21 protein-coding genes are annotated in these 17,156 nt (G+C 67.4%); 3 read left to right on the top strand and 18 right to left on the bottom strand.

Annotated features, from left to right (window positions below):
- Positions 1-67: 67 nt before the first annotated feature.
- The 8 genes from QLQ83_RS01535 to zapE all read right to left on the bottom strand — a co-directional run bounded on the left by QLQ83_RS01535 (position 68) and on the right by zapE (position 6,374).
- Positions 68-523, bottom strand: coding sequence for a ClpXP protease specificity-enhancing factor (locus QLQ83_RS01535; protein WP_282733811.1), 456 nt, complete (start codon positions 521-523; stop codon positions 68-70).
- A 47-nt stretch (positions 524-570) separates the two neighbouring features.
- Positions 571-1,197, bottom strand: coding sequence for a stringent starvation protein SspA (gene sspA, locus QLQ83_RS01530; RefSeq protein WP_282733810.1), 627 nt, complete (start codon positions 1,195-1,197; stop codon positions 571-573).
- Positions 1,198-1,344: 147 nt separating this feature from the next.
- On the bottom strand, positions 1,345-2,112 hold the full coding sequence (locus tag QLQ83_RS01525; protein WP_282733809.1) for a cytochrome c1: 768 nt from the start codon (positions 2,110-2,112) through the stop codon (positions 1,345-1,347).
- Positions 2,112-3,371 (bottom strand): cytochrome b, encoded by a 1,260-nt coding sequence (locus QLQ83_RS01520; RefSeq protein WP_282733808.1) that lies wholly within the window; start codon positions 3,369-3,371, stop codon positions 2,112-2,114. Before QLQ83_RS01520 ends, QLQ83_RS01525 begins: the two co-directional genes overlap by 1 nt.
- Positions 3,371-3,970, bottom strand: coding sequence for a ubiquinol-cytochrome c reductase iron-sulfur subunit (gene petA, locus QLQ83_RS01515; protein ID WP_282733807.1), 600 nt, complete (start codon positions 3,968-3,970; stop codon positions 3,371-3,373). Before petA ends, QLQ83_RS01520 begins: the two co-directional genes overlap by 1 nt.
- Positions 3,971-4,190: 220 nt before the next feature.
- Positions 4,191-4,580: a 30S ribosomal protein S9 gene (rpsI, locus tag QLQ83_RS01510; protein ID WP_106229161.1), complete on the bottom strand. Its 390-nt coding sequence runs from the start codon at positions 4,578-4,580 to the stop codon at positions 4,191-4,193.
- 13 nt (positions 4,581-4,593) lie between these two features.
- Positions 4,594-5,022, bottom strand: a complete 429-nt coding sequence (gene rplM / locus QLQ83_RS01505) for a 50S ribosomal protein L13 (protein ID WP_282733806.1) — start codon at positions 5,020-5,022, stop codon at positions 4,594-4,596.
- Between the two features lie 161 nt (positions 5,023-5,183).
- Positions 5,184-6,374: a cell division protein ZapE gene (zapE, locus tag QLQ83_RS01500; RefSeq protein ID WP_282733805.1), complete on the bottom strand. Its 1,191-nt coding sequence runs from the start codon at positions 6,372-6,374 to the stop codon at positions 5,184-5,186.
- 201 nt (positions 6,375-6,575) lie between these two features.
- Between zapE and QLQ83_RS01495 the strand changes: the two genes are divergently transcribed.
- Positions 6,576-7,031 (top strand): Z-ring associated ZapG family protein, encoded by a 456-nt coding sequence (locus QLQ83_RS01495; RefSeq protein ID WP_282733804.1) that lies wholly within the window; start codon positions 6,576-6,578, stop codon positions 7,029-7,031.
- A gap of 51 nt (positions 7,032-7,082) precedes the next feature.
- On the opposite strand, the gene QLQ83_RS01490 is transcribed toward QLQ83_RS01495, so the two are convergent.
- Positions 7,083-7,844, bottom strand: coding sequence for a Nif3-like dinuclear metal center hexameric protein (locus tag QLQ83_RS01490; protein ID WP_282733803.1), 762 nt, complete (start codon positions 7,842-7,844; stop codon positions 7,083-7,085).
- 103 nt (positions 7,845-7,947) lie between these two features.
- On the opposite strand from QLQ83_RS01490, the gene QLQ83_RS01485 reads away from it, so the two are divergent.
- Entirely contained in the window at positions 7,948-9,165 is a 1,218-nt protein-coding gene (locus QLQ83_RS01485; protein WP_282733802.1) for a Do family serine endopeptidase, read from the top strand.
- A gap of 85 nt (positions 9,166-9,250) precedes the next feature.
- Here QLQ83_RS01485 and hisD read toward each other — a convergent pair whose 3' ends face one another.
- The 9 genes from hisD to QLQ83_RS01440 form a co-directional block, all read right to left on the bottom strand.
- The gene (gene hisD, locus QLQ83_RS01480) at positions 9,251-10,573 is read right to left on the bottom strand and encodes a histidinol dehydrogenase (protein ID WP_282733801.1); all 1,323 of its coding nucleotides are present in this window, start codon (positions 10,571-10,573) and stop codon (positions 9,251-9,253) included.
- Between the two features lie 79 nt (positions 10,574-10,652).
- Positions 10,653-11,315, bottom strand: coding sequence for an ATP phosphoribosyltransferase (hisG, locus tag QLQ83_RS01475; protein ID WP_282733800.1), 663 nt, complete (start codon positions 11,313-11,315; stop codon positions 10,653-10,655).
- Between the two features lie 20 nt (positions 11,316-11,335).
- Positions 11,336-12,598: a UDP-N-acetylglucosamine 1-carboxyvinyltransferase gene (gene murA / locus QLQ83_RS01470; protein ID WP_282733799.1), complete on the bottom strand. Its 1,263-nt coding sequence runs from the start codon at positions 12,596-12,598 to the stop codon at positions 11,336-11,338.
- A gap of 13 nt (positions 12,599-12,611) precedes the next feature.
- Positions 12,612-12,866 carry a BolA family protein gene (locus QLQ83_RS01465; protein WP_133635911.1) on the bottom strand — a complete coding sequence of 85 codons (255 nt, stop codon included), beginning with the start codon at positions 12,864-12,866 and terminating at the stop codon, positions 12,612-12,614.
- Positions 12,867-13,003: 137 nt separating this feature from the next.
- On the bottom strand, positions 13,004-13,342 hold the full coding sequence (locus tag QLQ83_RS01460; RefSeq protein WP_282733797.1) for an STAS domain-containing protein: 339 nt from the start codon (positions 13,340-13,342) through the stop codon (positions 13,004-13,006).
- The gene (locus QLQ83_RS01455; protein WP_282733796.1) at positions 13,339-13,989 is read right to left on the bottom strand and encodes an MlaC/ttg2D family ABC transporter substrate-binding protein; all 651 of its coding nucleotides are present in this window, start codon (positions 13,987-13,989) and stop codon (positions 13,339-13,341) included. The genes QLQ83_RS01460 and QLQ83_RS01455 overlap by 4 nt, the downstream gene beginning before the upstream one ends.
- A 5-nt stretch (positions 13,990-13,994) precedes the next feature.
- Entirely contained in the window at positions 13,995-14,459 is a 465-nt protein-coding gene (mlaD, locus tag QLQ83_RS01450; protein ID WP_282733795.1) for an outer membrane lipid asymmetry maintenance protein MlaD, read from the bottom strand.
- A 16-nt stretch (positions 14,460-14,475) separates the two neighbouring features.
- The gene (mlaE, locus tag QLQ83_RS01445; protein ID WP_282733794.1) at positions 14,476-15,258 is read right to left on the bottom strand and encodes a lipid asymmetry maintenance ABC transporter permease subunit MlaE; all 783 of its coding nucleotides are present in this window, start codon (positions 15,256-15,258) and stop codon (positions 14,476-14,478) included.
- A complete protein-coding gene (locus tag QLQ83_RS01440) occupies positions 15,255-16,067 on the bottom strand; it encodes an ABC transporter ATP-binding protein (protein ID WP_282733793.1) in 813 nt (270 codons plus the stop codon). Before QLQ83_RS01440 ends, mlaE begins: the two co-directional genes overlap by 4 nt.
- Positions 16,068-16,203: 136 nt before the next feature.
- Between QLQ83_RS01440 and QLQ83_RS01435 the strand changes: the two genes are divergently transcribed.
- Positions 16,204-17,154 carry a calcium/sodium antiporter gene (locus QLQ83_RS01435; protein WP_282733792.1) on the top strand — a complete coding sequence of 317 codons (951 nt, stop codon included), beginning with the start codon at positions 16,204-16,206 and terminating at the stop codon, positions 17,152-17,154.
- Positions 17,155-17,156: the final 2 nt, after the last annotated feature.

Genomic DNA, 17,156 nt, shown 5'->3' with positions numbered 1-17,156 from the left:
CCTGTGGCCTGCCGTTTCGCGTCGATGACCCGCCTGCGCAGGGCGCGGCAAACTGATCACCTGCGAATCACTTGATGACCCGCAGCGAGGGACGCCCCTTGCGCGGCGGCGCCTCGTCGCCATGCTCCTCTTCCTGCGGGGTGTCATCGGCGCTCTCCACCTCATTGAGGTGGGACTCCTTCTCCTCCGCCTCGTCGGCCTCGGCCGGAATCACCGGCTCATGACCGAACACCATGCCCACACCGTTCTCTCGGGCATAGATCGCGATCAGTGCCTCGATGGGCACCATCACCTGCATGGGACGCCCGCCGAAACGGGCCGAGAAGCTCACCGCCTCGTTCTCCATGGCGAAGTCACGCACGGCGGTGGGCGCCAGGTTCAGCACGATCTGGCCGTTCTGGACGAACTGTCGTGGGACCTCGACGCCCGCCTGCTCGGCATCGACGACGATGTAGGGGGTCAGGTCATTGTCCAGCAGCCACTGGTAAAGGGCCCTGGCAATATAGGGACGGCTCGATTGCATCGCTTGGCCCTCCGGGGTCGGGGACCCGGTCTGCACCGGGTCGAAGTTCAGGGGCGCATCTCGCGTTCGCTTTCGCTGAGGGCTGCCTTGAAGCCGTCGCGGTCGAACAGGCGCTCCATGTAGCTCATCAACGGCTTGACCTGCTTCTCGGGCAGCTCGATGCCCAGTACCGGCAGCCGCCAAAGGATCGGGGCCAGGCAGCAGTCCACCAGGGTGAACTCATCGCTCATGAAGTAGGGCATGTCCTCGAAGATCGGCGAGATGCCGACCAGGCTCTCGCGCAGCTCCTTGCGGGCCTTCTCGGCGTCCTTCTTTGTGCCACGCTGGATCTGCTCGACCAGCGGACACCACTCGCGTTCGATGCGGTGCATCCACAGGCGACTCTTGGCACGCGCCACGGGATAGACGGGCAGCAGCGGCGGGTGCGGAAAGCGCTCGTCAAGGTACTCCATCATCACCTTGGACTCGTAGAGCACCAGGTCGCGGTCGAGCAGCGTGGGCACGCTGTTGTAGGGGTTGAGGTCGGCGAGTTCCTCGGGGTGCTGTTCGTCGGTCACCTCGACGATATCGACGGCCACGCCCTTCTCGGCGAGCACGATTCGCACACGATGACTGTAATGGTCATCCCCTCCGGAGTAGAAGATCATCGACGACCGCTTGGCCACTACACCCATGTAACAATCCTCGCATCAGTTCGTGCCGAGATGATAACACGACCGGCCCCGCCTTGAGGGCCATCGTGCTGCCCGGTATCGGGCAGAGACCACGAGGGGCGCATGGTCCTCGACCATGCGCCCCCGTGGATGTCCGTCGCTGACGGATCAGTGGACGTCGCGCCAGTACTCGCGCTTGAGCAGGTAGGAGATGACCCCGAAGATGAAGATGAAGATCAGCACCTTCGGCCCCAGCGACTGCGCCTGCAGCTTGGACGGCTCACCCACGTAGGCGAGGAAGTTGGTGAGGTCGTAGACCGCCTCCTCGAACTCCTCCGGCTCCATCTCGCCGGGCTGGGTGATCTGAAGCGTCTCGCAGGACTGGTACTTGCCGGTCAGGGGGTCGAGCTCGGCCCCGTCGACCGGCTGGTCCGTCTCGGCACAGACCTTCTCCTGCACCCCCTGCAGCGGTTCCAGCACGTTGGGCATGGCCACCAGCGGGAAGACCGCGTTGTTGACGCCGGTACCGGTGCTGGGGTCCTTGTAGAAGCTCAGCAGGTAGGAGTAGATCCAGTCGGTGCCGCGCAGGCGCGACTCGAGGGTCAGGTCGGGCGGCGGCGCACCGAACCATGCCTCGCCGTCTTCCTCGCTCATGGCGATGTGCATCTGGTCGTTGAAGGCCAGGTCGGAGGAGAAGATCAGGTTCTCCTCGACCAGCTCCTGGGGGATGTCCAGGTCCTCGGCGGCACGTGCGAAGCGCTGGTGCTCCAGGGAGTGACACCCCATGCAGTAGTTGACGTAGAGCTTCATGCCGTTCTGCAGCGAGGCCTTGTCGTCGAGGTCGGGGTCCATGGAGTACGGCACGCTCGGACCTACCGCAGCCATCGCCGTGACGGGCACCAGCGCGAAGAGCAGTGCGAACAGTTGCTTTTTCATTAGCCAGTCACCCTTTCCGGAACGGGTTTGGTCTTCTCCAGCCGGGTATAGAACGGCATCAGCAGGAAGAAGGCGAAGTAGATGACGGTGCACACCTGGGACAGGATGGTGCGCCCCTCGGTGACCGGCAGTACCCCGAGCACGCCCAGGATCACGAAGCTGATCGCGAACAGCGCCAGCATCGTCTTGGACATCCAGCCCTTGTAGCGCATCGAGCGCACCGGGCTGCGGTCGAGCCAGGGCAGCACGAAGAGCACCGCAATGGCCGCGCCCATGCAGATCACGCCGAGGAACTTGGCGTCGAGTCCGAACAGCGAGAAGGTGATCGCGCGCAGGATCGCGTAGAAGGGGGTGAAGTACCATACCGGCGCGATGTGGTCGGGCGTCTTCAGCGGGTCGGCCGGCTCGAAGTTGGGCTTCTCGAGGAAGTAGCCCCCACCCTCCGGGAAGTAGAAGATCACCACGCAGAAGACGAACAGGAACACCGCCACGCCGACGAGGTCCTTGACCGTGTAGTACGGATGGAAGGGGATGCCGTCCAGCGGCTTGCCGCTCTCGTCCTTTTTCTTCTTGATGTCGATGCCGTCGGGGTTGTTGGAGCCGACTTCATGAAGGGCGATGATGTGCAGGACCACCAGCGCCAGGATCACGATCGGCAGCGCCACCACGTGCAGGGCGAAGAAGCGGTTGAGGGTGATCCCGGAGATCAGGAAGTCACCGCGGATCCACTGTGTCAGGTCGGGCCCGATGACCGGGATCGCCGAGAACAGCGAGATGATGACCTGGGCGCCCCAGTAGGACATCTGGCCCCAGGGCAGCAGGTAGCCCATGAACGCCTCGGCCATCAACGCTAGGTAGATGGCCATGCCGAAGATCCACACCAGCTCGCGGGGCGCCTTGTAGGAGCCGTAGAGCAGGCCGCGGAACATGTGCAGGTAGACGACCACGAAGAAGGCCGTCGCACCGGTGGAGTGCATGTAGCGGATCAGCCAGCCGTACTCCACGTCACGCATGATGTACTCCACCGAGGCGAAGGCGCCCTCGGCGGAGGGGTTGTAGCTCATGGTCAGCCAGACACCGGTGAGGATCTGGTTGACCAGTACCAGCAGCGCCAGGGAGCCGAAGAAGTACCAGAAGTTGAAGTTCTTCGGCGCGTAGTACTTCGCCATGTGGTCCTGCCACATCTGGGTGGCCGGGAAGCGGTCATCGACCCAGCGCATCACCCCGCGCTCCGCCTTGACTTTGTTCGGGTTACCCATCAGGCAGTCTCCTCATCTTCGCCGACCGTGATCAGCTCATCGCTGTCGAAGCGGTAGGGCGGGACTTCGAGGTTGGTCGGTGCCGGCACGTTGCGGAATACCCGACCGGCCAGATCGAAGCGCGAGCCGTGGCAGGGGCAGAAGAAGCCGCCCGGCCAGTCATCGGTCCCCACACCCTCGGCATCGGGCTCGGGGCGATAGAGCGGCGAGCAGCCCAGGTGGGTGCAGATGCCGACGATCACGCCGATCTCCGGCTTGATGGAGCGCAGCGGGCCCTCGATGTAGGCGGGCTGCTGGGGTTCTTCGGAATCCGGGTCGGCCAGGCGCGAGGTATCGAAGCCCTCGGTGCGCTCGATCATCTCCGGCGTGCGGTTGATGATCCATACCGGCTTGCCGCGCCATTCGACGGTCATGCGCTGCCCGGATTCGAGCTTTGACACGTCGGCCTGGACGGGGGCTCCCGCCGCTCTTGCCCTGGCACTAGGCTGCCAGGAAGCCACAAAGGGGACCGCAACCCCGACGGCACCCACCGCACCCACGACGGTGGTGGCACCTACGAGGAAACGGCGCCGACCCTTGTTTACGCCGTTATCTGCCATTTTCAGGTTTCTCCCATCAGCTTACCCGTTGTTCCATCACGGGCAGTGAATCCCCCGCGACCACGGATACCAAATGCAGTCTATGGTAAAAAATCGTGTCGCCCCGCACAAGGAAAGGTTCCCTGAGCAAGCGGGAAACCTGACGACAAATTCTTGATCCAGAACAAAAAACGCCCAGGTCACTGGACCTGGGCGTTTTCGTGCGGCAATACGAGGCGTATCAGCGCTTGGAGAACTGCGGGCGGCGACGCGCCTTGCGCAGGCCGACCTTCTTGCGCTCGACCTGACGGGCGTCACGGGTGACGTAGCCCGCTTCGCGCAGCTGGCCGCGGAAGTCCTCGTTGTAGTCCATCAGGGCCCGGGTGATGCCGTGACGGATGGCGCCGGCCTGGGCCGAACCACCGCCACCCTTGACGGTGACGTAGACGTCGAACTGGCCGAGGGTGTCGGTCAGCTCCAGCGGCTGGCGAACCACCATGCGACCGGTGACGCGGCCGAAGTACTGGTCCAGCTCACGGCTGTTGACGGTGATCTTGCCGGTGCCCGGCTTCAGGAAGACGCGGGCGGTAGAGGTCTTGCGGCGCCCGGTACCGTAATACTGCTGTGTCATGGCGAAGACTCCCTCAGAGGTTCAGTTCTTGCGGCTGCTGGGCAGCGTGCGGATGCTCGGTGCCGGCGTAGACCTTGAGCTTCGAGTACATGGCACGACCCAGGGGACCCTTCGGCAGCATGCCCTTGACGGCGGACTCGATGACACGCTCCGGTGCGTGGGCGATCATCTTCTCGAAATTCATGGAGCGCAGGCCACCCGGATAGCCGGTATGGCGGTAGTAGGTCTTGGCGCTGGCCTTGTTGCCGGTGACATGGACCTTCTCGGCATTGATCACGACGATGTAGTCGCCGGTATCCACATGCGGGGTGTATTCCGGCTTGTGCTTGCCGCGCAGGCGGCGAGCGATCTCGGTGGCCAGGCGGCCGAGCGTCTTGTCCGCAGCGTCGACGACGAACCAGTCGCGCTGGACTGACTGCGGTTTGGCAGTGAACGTCTTCATGGATGAATCACCATTTGATGTATTGGGTTCTGCCGCCGGGCGTCCGGCATGGAACCATCCCTATTCTTCTTGGTTGCCTGCTCCCGGAGGTGCGGCAACAGTCGAGCGAGCGCGCATTCTACACGAGCCTGCCCCCTCAGGAAAAGGGGGCAGCATCGCCTTCATGGCTTGTGGGGCAGCGCCAGGTAGTCGTGGGACTGCATCTCCTGCAGCCGCGACAGGGTGCGCTGGAACTCGAACTCCAGGCGCCCACCGCGGTAGAGCTGCTCGGCCGGCACCTCGGCGGACATCAGCAGCTTGACGCCCCGGTCGTAGAACTCGTCGACCATGTTGATGAAGCGTCTGGCTTGATCATCTGTCGACCCACTCATGCGGGTCACGTTGGAGACCAGCACGCTGTGGAACTCGCGGGCCAGCTCGATGTAGTCGTTCTGGCTGCGCGGCCCGTCGCACAGCTCGGTGAACTCGAACCACACCACGTCGTCATGCAGCCGGCGGGCATGAAGCACCCGGCGGTTGATCTCGATCGGCGCCCCCTCCTCACCCTCGTGGCCGGCGATCTCGCGGAAGCTGCGGGCCAGCTCGGCCTCGGCCTCGTCGTCCAGCGGGGCATGGAAGATCTCGGCGCGCTCCAGGGCGCGCAGCCGGTAGTCGATCCCCGAGTCCACGTTGACCACCTCGCAGTGACGCTCGAGCAGCTCGATGGCCGGCAGGAAGCGAGCCCGCTGCAGGCCCTCCTTGTAGAGCTCCCCCGGGACGATGTTCGAGGTCGCCACCAGCACTACGCCGTGCGCGAAGAGCGACTCGAGCAGGTTAGCCAGGATCATGGCATCGGTGATGTCCTTGACGAAGAACTCGTCGAAGCAGATCACCCGAGCCTCGGCGGCGAACTTGGCGGCGATCAGCGTCAGCGGGTTTCGCTCGCCCTTGTAGTGCTCCAGCTCGTTGTGCACCCGCTGCATGAAGCGGTGGAAGTGGGTGCGCATCTTCTCGGGAAAGGGCAGCGTCTCGAAGAAGGTATCCATGAGGTAGGTCTTGCCGCGCCCCACCCCACCCCAGAAGTAGAGCCCGTGGATCGCGGGCAGTGCCGGCTCGGGTGACGCCTCGTGCTCGCGCCGGCCGAACAGGCCGGCCACCCGCGACTTGAGCCCGCCACCGCGCTTCGGCGGCACCACCCGGGAGGGCGGCGTGGCCACCAGCTCGTCGTAGAGACGCTGCAGGTGCTTCACCGCCTGCAGCTGGGCGGCGTCGGGCTGGAAGCCGTTGCGCTCGAGATCCGCCCGGTAGCGGGTCATCGGCGTCTCGGGGTGCCGGGCGTCGCGGGAAGCCGTAGGGGGGTGCGTCTCGCTCATGGGGATTCCTGAGGGCCTGTACTCGGGACGTTCGCGGAGAGGCATTATACGCATCCCGACCCCACTTGGCATCGCCGGCCACCGCGTTGACCCGGCGCACTGCGTCACCCCTATAATGGGCACCCGGATCTCATCCGGCCGGATGATGACCCCCGCGGCTCGCGCGGCATGTCGCCCAACGCTCCAGGGAGAAAGCACAACGTGGACGAGACCAACATCAACTGGGTGCTGGCCATCGCCTGCCTGCTGGCCGGCATCGGTATCGGGGCACTGGGCTACCACCTGCTCAATGCCAGCGCCGGCAACACCCAGCGCCTGCGCCAGCGTCTCGCCGAGCGCGAGCGGGAGCTGGCGGAACTCAAGGATGGCATGGGCGACAGCCTCGAACGTATCGCCCGGCTCGCCGAGAGCCTGCACCGCGAAAGCCAGGGCCTCGAGCAGGAAGCCGAAGAGGCCAGAGACCGCCTGGGCGCCCGCTCGCTGCGCCGCCAGGCCCTGGACGCCGTCGCGCCTGCCCCCACCGCGACCCCGACCAAGACCACGACGGAACCCGCCGTGCCCCGGGATTACGCCGACGGCAACCGCGGCACCCTCTCGGAGGACTTCGGCCTCAAGAACGGCGAGGAGGCCGCCACCCCCCAGCCGCCGCGCTACTGACCCCCTCCCGCGCCCCGCTGCATGTGCCGCGGCGCGGCACATGCCTGGCGCTCAGGCGGGGTTGTCGATGTCGACGAAGCGATGCTCGAGACCGAACTCGGCCGCGAGCCGCTCGCCCAGGGCCTGGACCCCGTAGCGCTCGGTGGCGTGGTGACCCGCGGCCAGGTAGTGGATGCCCATCTCGCGGGCCAGGTGGGTGGTGCGTTCGGAGATCTCGCCCGAGATGAAGGCATCGGCCCCGGCCTCCCGGGCGCCGGCGATCATGTCCTGGGCCCCGCCGGTGCACCAGGCGACACGGCGGATCTCGCCGCCCCCCGGCGCCTCGATCAGCAGCGGCTCGCGCCCCAGGCACGCCTCGACGTCGCGGGCCAGGCCTGCGGCGTCGAGGCCCGGCCGGGGCTCGCCCACCCACACCAGCCCCTCGCCGAGTTCGCCATCGGCACAGCCCGTGACGGCAAAGCCCAGCCGCCGGCCGAGCTCGGCGTTGTTGCCGAGCTCGGGGTGGGCATCCAGCGGCAGGTGATAGGCCAGCAGGTTGATGTCGTGGGCCAGCAGCGTCGCCAGGCGCCGGCGCTTGATGCCGGTGATGGTGACCGGCTCGTTCTTCCAGAAGTAGCCGTGATGCACCAGCACGAGGTCGGCCTGCCAGGCCACGGCCTCGTCGAGCAGCGCCTGGCAGGCGGTCACCCCGGTCATGACCCGGGTGACACGCTCGCTGCCGGCCACCTGCAGGCCGTTCACGGTGTAGTCCCTGAAGCATTCGGGTTGCAGCAGTCGGTCGCAGGTGGCGACCAGGTCGTCACGATTCGTCATGCAGCCTCCGGGCGCGGTCGCGTTGGCAATGTTACAATCCGCACAGTGTAACCAGCGGGAGGATACCCCGCGACCAGGCACCGCCGACAAGGACCCCCGCTGCATGAGACGCTCCCTGCTCCCCTACCTCTGGCCCGTCCTGATCGGTGTGCTGGCGGCCATCGTGCTGCTCAATGCCTTCCCCCAGCTGATCGGCCGGCCGCCCCCCCCGCCGACGGCTCCCGCCACGCCGGCACTGGTGCAGTCAGACGACGAGGCCAGCTCACGCGAGGCCCCGGAGGTGCGCCAGGCCGAGCCCCTCACGCGCCGGCAGGGGCCGGCCAGCTATGCACAGGCGGTGGAGCGGGCCGCGCCGGCGGTCGTCAACATCTACTCCACCCGGGTGGTCGAGCGGGAGGAGCACCCGCTGATGTCGGACCCCTTCTTCCGCCAGTTCTTCGGTGACGAGTTGCCGAGCCGCCAGCGCATGCTCTCCAGCCTCGGCTCCGGGGTCATCGTCAGTGACGATGGCTACGTGCTGACCAACCACCACGTGATCCGCGGGGCCGACCAGATCCAGGTCGCCCTGCGCGACGGTCGCGAGACCCTGGCCGAGGTAATCGGCACCGACCCCGAGAGCGACCTTGCCGTGCTGCGCATCGACCTGGAATCGCTGCCGGTGATCGAGCTGACCGACACCACCCGGGTCGCCGTGGGCGACGTCTCGCTGGCCATCGGCAACCCCTTCGGCGTGGGCCAGACGGTGACCATGGGCATCATCAGCGCCACCGGGCGCAGCCACCTCGGGCTCAATGCCTACGAGGATTTCATCCAGACCGATGCCGCCATCAACCCCGGCAACTCGGGAGGGGCGCTGGTCAACGCCGAGGGCGCCCTGGTCGGCATCAACACCGCCATCTTCTCGCGCTCCGGCGGCTCCCAGGGCATCGGCTTCGCGATCCCCGCCAACCTGGCCCGCAACATCCTCGAGGAGCTGGTCACCCGTGGGCGCGTCATCCGCGGCTGGATGGGCATCGAGGCCCAGGAGCTCAACCAGGAGCTGGCCGCCTCCTTCGGCCTGCAGGCACCGACCGGGGTGATCATCGCCGGCGTGGTGCCGGACGGCCCCGCCGATCGTGCGGGCCTGCAGCCCGGCGACGTGCTGCTGGAGGTCGACGGCAAGCCGGTGCTCGACCCTCGACGCACCATGAGCGACATCGCCGCGGTGGCACCCGGTACCCGCCTGCCGCTGACGGTGGTGCGTGGCGGCGAGCGCCGGGAGGTGACGATCGAGCTCGGCGAGCGCCCGACCCCGGAGTCGCGCCGCCCCGACGGGGAGTGACGCCCCCGACGACGAGGGCCCCGCCGGTCGGCGGGGCCCTCTGCTGTCATGCGGCATGCCATGCATCACCCCGCTCACCGGGGCGTCACGCCTTGAGGCGATACTCGGCCGAGCGGGCGTGGGCGGTGAGCGACTCGCCTCGCGCCAACGTGGAGGCGATCTTGCCGAGTTCCCCGGCGCCTTCCGCCGAGCAGTGGATGATCGAGGAGCGCTTCTGGAAGTCGTAGACCCCCAGCGGCGAGGAGAAGCGCGCCGTCCCCGAGGTGGGCAGCACGTGGTTGGGGCCGGCGCAGTAGTCACCCAGCGCCTCGGCGGTATAGCGTCCCATGAAGATGGCCCCGGCATGGCGCACCTGGGGCAGCCAGCCCTCGGGATTGGCCACCGAGAGCTCCAGGTGCTCAGGGGCGATGCGATTGATCAGCCCTACCGCCTCGTCACGATCCCGGCAGTGGATCAGTGCGCCGCGACGGGCCAGCGACTCGCGCACGATGGGGGCACGCTCCAGGGTCGGCAGCAGCCGCGCAATCGACGCCTCCACCGCCTGCAGGTGCGCGAGGTCCCAACTCACCAGCACCGCCTGGGCATCCTCGTCGTGCTCAGCCTGGGAGAAGAGGTCCATGGCCAGCCAGTCCGGGTCGGTTCCGCCGTCCGAGACCACCAGGATCTCCGAGGGACCGGCGATCATGTCGATCCCCACCTGGCCGAACACCGCCCGCTTGGCGGTGGCCACGTAGATGTTCCCCGGACCGACGACCTTGTCCACCCGTGGCACCGTCTCGGTGCCGAAGGCCAGGGCCGCCACCGCCTGGGCACCGCCGATGGTGAAGACATGGTCGACGCCGGCGAGGTAGGCGGCGGCCAGTACCAGCTCGTTGAGGATGCCATCGGGGGTCGGCACCACCATGACGATCTCGCGCACGCCGGCCACATGGGCGGGAATGGCGTTCATCAGCACCGAGGAGGGATAGGCCGCCTTGCCACCCGGCACGTAGATGCCCGCGCGATCCAGGGGCGTGACCTGCTGGCCCAGCACGGTACCGTCGGCCTCGGTGTAGTGCCAGGAGGCCGGTTTCTGGCGCTCGTGATAGGCGCGGATGCGCTCGGCGGCGCTCGACAGGGCCTCGCGCTGCTCCGCCGGCAGACCCTCGAAGGCCTGGCGCAGCCGTCCCTCGCTCAGGGTCAGCTCGGCCATGGACGTCACGGCGAGCCGGTCGAAGCGGTTCGAGTACTCGACCAGCGCGGCATCGCCCCGGGCCTTGACGGCAACGAGGATCTCGTCGACGCGCTGCTGGACCGCGGCATCGGAGACCCCCTCCCAGGCCAGCAGGTCGGCCAGGTGGCGATCGAAGTCGGCCTGCGAGGTGGACAGCCGCGCGATGTCGACGCCGTCGGTGGGGGTTTGGCTCATGGCAGTGGCTTCCTCTCGAAACGGGATTCGTCGTCTGTGAGACTGCCGCGGCGCCTGGCCGCGGGCAAGGCAGGCCTGGCTATGGGGCCGACACGGCGAGGCTATCGCGACGCACGGCCACCGCCTCGCGCAGGCGCGCGATGAGCGGTTTCAGGCGGTCGTGCTTCATGGTCATGGCCGCCTTGTTGACCACCAGCCGGGTGCTGATCGGGGCGATCAGCTCCCGCGGCTCCATGCCGTTGGCCCGCAGGGTGTTGCCGGTATCGACGATGTCGACGATCTCGTCGGCAAGGTTCATCAGCGGGGCCAGTTCCATGGCACCGTAGAGCTTGATCACCTCGGCCTGGATCCCCTGCTCGGCGTAGTAGCGGCGCGCCACGTTGACGAACTTGGTGGCCACCCGCCGCCGGGCCCGGGCCGGCTCGGCCCCGGTGATGCCGGCGGTCATCAGCCTGCAGCGGGCGATCTCCAGGTCGAGGGGCTCATAGAGACCCTCGACGCCGTGCTCGAGCAGCACGTCCTTGCCGGCCACGCCGAGATCCGCCGCCCCGAGCTGCACATAGGTCGGCACGTCCGTGGCCCGGATCACCACCAGCTTGACGTCCGGCAGGTTGGTATCGAACAGCAGCTTGCGGCTCTTGCCCAGGTCCTCCACCGGGGCGATGCCGGCATCGGCCAGCAGCGGCAGGGTCTCGTCGAGAATGCGGCCCTTGGAGAGGGCCAGAATCAGTTGCTTGCTCATGGTCTCGCCTGTTGGTCGACTCAGCCGGGGATGCGCCTGATGCGCGCGCCCAGCAGCTGCAGTTTTTCCTCGATGCACTCGTAGCCGCGGTCGATATGGTAGATCCGGTCGACCAGGGTCTCGCCCTCGGCCATCATCGCCGCGATCACCAGCGAGGCGGAGGCACGCAGGTCAGTGGCCATCACCGGTGCTCCGGAGAGGGTCTCGACCCCGGTGATCACCGCGGTGTTGCCTTCCAGCGCGATGTCGGCCCCCATGCGATTGAGCTCCTGCACGTGCATGAAGCGGTTCTCGAAGATGGTCTCCACCACCCGGGCGGTGCCCTCGGCCACCGCGTTCATCGCCACGAACTGGGCCTGCATGTCGGTGGGGAAGGCCGGATACGGCGCGGTGCGCACGTTGACCGCCTTCGGCCGCCTGCCCCGCATGTCGAGCTCGATCCAGCCCTCGCCGGTGGTGATGGTGGCCCCCGCCTCCTCGAGCTTGGCCAGCACCGCATCCAGGATGTCGGCGCGGGTGTTGCGCACCCGCACCCGCCCCCGGGAGAGCGCCGCCGCCACCAGGAAGGTGCCGGTCTCGATGCGATCGGGCATGACGTCATGGTAGGCGCCGTGCAGCCGCTCGACGCCCTCGACGACGATGGTGTCAGTGCCCTGGCCGCGGATCCTGGCGCCCATCTTGTTCAGGCACTCGGCCAGGTCGACCACCTCGGGTTCCCGGGCGGCGTTCTCCAGCACCGTGGTGCCGTCCGCCAGGGTTGCCGCCATCAGCAGGTTCTCGGTGCCGGTCACGGTGACGGTATCGAAGAAGATGGTGGCACCGTGCAGCCGACCATCGACCCGTGCCCGGATGTAGCCGGCCTCGACGCTGATCTCGGCCCCCATGGCCTCGAGGCCGCGGATGTGCAGGTCCACCGGGCGCGAGCCGATGGCACAGCCGCCGGGCAGCGAGACGTCCGCATGGCCGAAGTGGGCCAGCAGCGGACCGAGCACCAGGATCGAGGCGCGCATCTTCTTGACCAGCTCGTAGGGCGCGTGACAGTCGGTGACCTGGGAGCCGTCGAGCTGGATGCACATCCTATCGCCCATCACGGGCTCGACGCCCATGTGACCGAGCAGCTCGAGGGTGGTGGTGATGTCCTGGAGGTGCGGCAGATTGCCGATGGTCACCGGCTCGTCAGCCAGCAGGGTCGCGCAGAGGATCGGCAGGGCGGCATTCTTGGCACCGCTGGCCCAGACCTCACCGTCGACGGGGCCGTTGCCGGTAATGATCAGCTTGTCCATGAAAGGTCGACCCTCAGGCCCCCTGGTTGTCGGTGGCGGCCTGCCACTGCTGCGGGGTGTAGGTCTTGATGCTCACCGCATGCAGGGCGCCGGAGGCGATCTCCTCGGACAGGGCACCGTAGATCATCTGCTGGCGCTTGACCGGCGAGAGCCCCTCGAAGACCTCACCCACGGCCACCACCTGGAAGTTGCAGCCTTCGCCCTGGATATGGAACTCGCAGCCGTCGAGTCGGCTCTCGAGCAGCGCCTTCACTTCGCTCGGTTGCATGGCACCGGCACTCCTGTGGTTCGTCGATTCGTCGGGGACACGCTGCCGGGTCCACGACGTGGCCCCGGCAGCGGGGATCTCATGGCACGACATGGTAAAGAAAAGCACCGCGCTTGGCGATGGGGAGGGAGGCCGGCTCAGGCGGCGACCGGCTCGGCGAGGGGCAACAGGGTGTCGAGCCCGGCGACCCGGGTCAGGCGTTCGAGGGGGGCCGAGAGCCGCACGGCGGCCACCTCGACACCGGCATCGCGGGCCTGGCGGGTCCACTCCAGCAGCACGCTGAGCGCGGCGCTGCTGACCCGGCCGACGCCGCTCAGGTCGAAGACCACCTCGCTGCCGGCCGGCCGGTCGGCCAGCCAGGCACTGCCGGCCTCGGCCATCGCCGAGGCCACCTCGAAGCCGACCTCACCGGTCACCGCCAGCCCGCCGTCGACGGAGGCCAGGCAGGAACTGCGCTGCTCCAGCAGCACGCTCATGCGTCGCCGCCCTCCTCCAACTCCTCGACGGCGAGTTCGGGCGACCAGCCGTCGATGACCGCATCGTAGTCGCGATTGTGGTCGCGCATCGCCTGGTCGAACTGGTTACGGAAGGTCAGCCCCAGGTTGATGCCGTTGACGATCACATTGACCACCTTCCACTGGTCCCCGGAGAGGCGCAGCGAATAGCTGACGGGATAGACGGTGCCGTCGTTGGCCACCACCTCCATGGCCACGCTGGCCTGGTCCTCGTAGCGCGAGGCCTGCTGGTTGTCGAGCACCCGGATCTCGCGATAGTCGAAGGTGACCAGCCCCTTGGTGTAGGTATCGATCAACGTCTTGCGAAAGGTATCGACGAAGCGGGACCGCTGCTGCGGCGTGGCGTTACCGAAGTAGCGCCCCATCACGCTGGCCCCGATGTAGCGGAAGTCGGCCACGTCCTCGAGGCTGTCGTCGACGATCGCCTCGAGCTCGCCGAGGTTGTCGGCGAAGTAGTCCTCGCGCCCCTCGATGCGTGTCATCAGCTCGTCGATGCTGGCGCGGATCATCTGCTCGGGACGCTGGTCGGGCTCGGCAGCCATCAGCGGCAGCGCCATCAGCAGCAGGCCGAGCCCGGCGAAAAGCACGCGAAGGTTCAATATCTTCATCTCGTTCACTCCTTGACCATGCTGGACACGAACTGCTGGATAAGTTCCTCCAGCACCAGGGCAGATTGGGTATCACGCAGGGTATCGCCGTCGGCGAGGGCCTCGGGCGCCCCGCCCACCGAGATCCCGATATACTGCTCCCCCAGCAGACCCGCGGTGAGGATGGCGGCGGTGCTGTCCTCGGGCAGCTGGCCTTCCAGCTGGCCATCGAGCTCCATCACCACCCGCGCATCGTACCAGTCGGTGTCCAGCTCGATGGCCTCGACCCGCCCCACGGTGACACCGGCCATGGTGACCCGCGCCCGCGGCTTGAGGCCGCCGATGTTGGCGAAGTTGGCTTCCAGTCGGAAGGTCTCGCTGGGCAGGGTCAGGCTCAGGCCACTGACCTTCAGCCCCAGGAACACCAGGCCCAGAATACCGGCCAGCATGAACAGGCCGACCCCGAGCTCCATCGTCTTGCTGCGCTTCATCCGTTTGCTCCGAACATCAGGAAAGCTCTCCGAACATCAGGGCGGTGAGCACGAAATCCAGGCCCAGTACCGCCAGAGAGGAATAGACCACCGTCCGGGTGGTGGCACGCGAGATGCCTTCCGAGGTGGGGATCAGGTCATAGCCCTGGAACACCGCGATCCAGGTCACCACCAGGGCGAACACCAGGCTCTTGATCAGGCCGTTGCCCACGTCGTCGATGAACTCGACGCTGGCCTGCATGTTGCCCCAGTAGGAGCCCTCGAAGACGCCGAGCCAGTCGACGCCGACCAGCTGGCCGCCCCATATGCCCACCACGCTGAAACCGATGGTCAGCAACGGCAGGGCGACGAAGCCGGCCCAGAGTCGCGGGGCCACGATGCGACGCAGCGGATCGACGCCGATCATCTCCATGCTGGTCAGCTGCTCGGTGGCCTTCATCAGGCCGATCTCGGCGGTCAGGGCAGAGCCGGCGCGGCCGGCGAACAGCAGCGCCGCCACCACCGGCCCCAGCTCGCGCAGCAGCGAGAGGGCCACCATCTGCCCCAGCGCCTGCTCGGCCCCGAAGTCGACCAGAATCGTGTAGCCCTGCAGGGCCAGCACCATGCCGATGAACAGCCCCGAGACCAGCACGATGGCCAGCGACATCACGCCGACGAAGTGCATCTGCCGCACCCAGAGGTAGAGGCCCTCGCGGGACGGCATCCCCACCACCGACTGGCCGAGGAAGATCCCGGCCCGGCCCAGCGATTCCATCAGGTCGCAGCCACGCCGTCCCAGGTGTCGGATCCGGTCGATCATCGCGGTCCCCCGCTGCCCAGGATATCGGCATGGAAATCCATCGCCGGGTAATGAAAAGGCACCGGCCCGTCGGGCTCGCCATGCATGAACTGGCTGACCCGGGGGTCGAGGTCCGCGTCGAGGCTCGCCGGCGTGCCATGGGCCATCACCTGGCCATCGGCGATGACGTAGACATAGTCGGCGATGGACAGGGTCTCCTTGATGTCATGGGAGACCACCACCGCCGTCAGCCCCAGGGCCTCATTGAGACGCTTGATCAGCTGCACCAGCACGCCCATGGAGATGGGGTCCTGCCCCGCGAAGGGCTCGTCGTAGAGGATCAGCTCCGGGTCCAGGGCGATGGCGCGCGCAAGCGCCACCCGGCGCGCCATGCCGCCGGAGAGCTCCGAGGGCATCAGCTCCCGGGCCCCGCGCAGCCCGACGGCCTGCAGCTTCATCAGCACCACGTCACGGATCATCGCCTCGGGCAGGTCGGTATGCACCCGCAGCGGGAAGGCCACGTTCTCGTAGACATCGAGGTCGGAAAACAGCGCCCCGCTCTGGAACAGCATTCCCATGCGCCGGCGCAACACGAACAGCGCCTTGCGCGACAGCGCATGGACATCCTGGCCATCGATGCGCACCCGCCCCGCATCGGGAGTCAGCTGGCCGCCGATCATCTTGAGCAGGGTGGTCTTGCCGGTACCGCTGGGGCCCATGATGGCCGTGATCCTGCCGCGGGGGATGACCAGGTCGACGCCGCTGAAGATGTCCATCTCGCCGCGCGAGAAGTGCAGGCTCTCCACTTCCACGAAGGGGGAGTCCGTCATCGCTTCACCATCCTCGAAAATATTATCGAACATCGTATCCTAACCATGCCCCGCGGCGCCAGCGTCCTCGCGTCTTGCACCCCCAGGGTTCGGCATGTTCAATGTGCGCCCTCCACACACCGTCCCGGACCGCGCCATGCTCCTCCCCCTGCTGATCGTCATGCTCGGCTTCGTCGGCCTGCTGTGGAGTGCCGACCGTTTCGTCGGCGCGGCCGCGGCCACCGCCTGGCAGGCCGGCATGAGCACCCTGCTGGTGGGGATGACCGTTGTCTCGCTGGGCACCTCGGCACCGGAGATCGTGGTCTCGGTGATGGCCTCGCTGGATGGCGTGCCGGACCTCGCCATCGGCAACGCGCTGGGCTCCAACATCGCCAACATCGCCCTGGTGCTGGGCGTGACGGCGCTGGTGGTGCCGATCCCGGTGCGCTTCTCCATGGTGCGTCGCGAGCTGCCGCTGCTGCTCGGCGCCACCGGCCTGGCCGGCTACGCCCTGGCCAACGGCCACCTCGACCGGCTCGACGGCCTGCTGCTGCTGGTGCTGCTGGCCTTCAGCCTGTGGTGGCTGTTCCGCGCGGACACCCCCGATGACGAGAGTGCCGGCGAGGTTCCCGGCATGCCGCTGGGCCAGGCCCTGGGGTGGCTGGTGGCCACCCTGGTGATCATGGTGGCCAGCTCCCGCGCCCTGGTGTGGGGTGCCAGCGAACTGGCTCGGGGACTCGGCGTCAGCGAACTGGTGATCGGGCTGACCGTGGTGGCCATCGGCACCAGCCTGCCGGAACTGGCGGCCTGCGTGGCCAGCGCGCTCAAGCGCCACCACGACCTGGCCATCGGCAACGTCATCGGCTCCAACCTCTTCAACATGCTGACCGTGCTTCCGGTGCCGGCGCTGCTGGCCCCGGGCGCCACGGACCCCGCCGCGGCCGGTCGCGACTACCCGGTGATGCTGCTGCTGACCCTGGCCCTGGGGGCGCTGCTGCTGTGGAACCGCCACGGCCACCTGGGGCGCCTGCCGGGGGGCCTGCTGGTGCTCGGCTATGCCGGCTACCTGGCCTGGCTCGGCAGCGCCGGTTCCTCCGCCGTCGGCTGATC

This window comes from Halomonas rhizosphaerae (genome assembly GCF_030010555.1).
GTDB classification, from domain to species: domain Bacteria; phylum Pseudomonadota; class Gammaproteobacteria; order Pseudomonadales; family Halomonadaceae; genus Halomonas; species Halomonas rhizosphaerae.
Note: the sequence above shows the minus strand (reverse complement) of the source record. Positions and strands in the feature narration are given on the sequence as shown.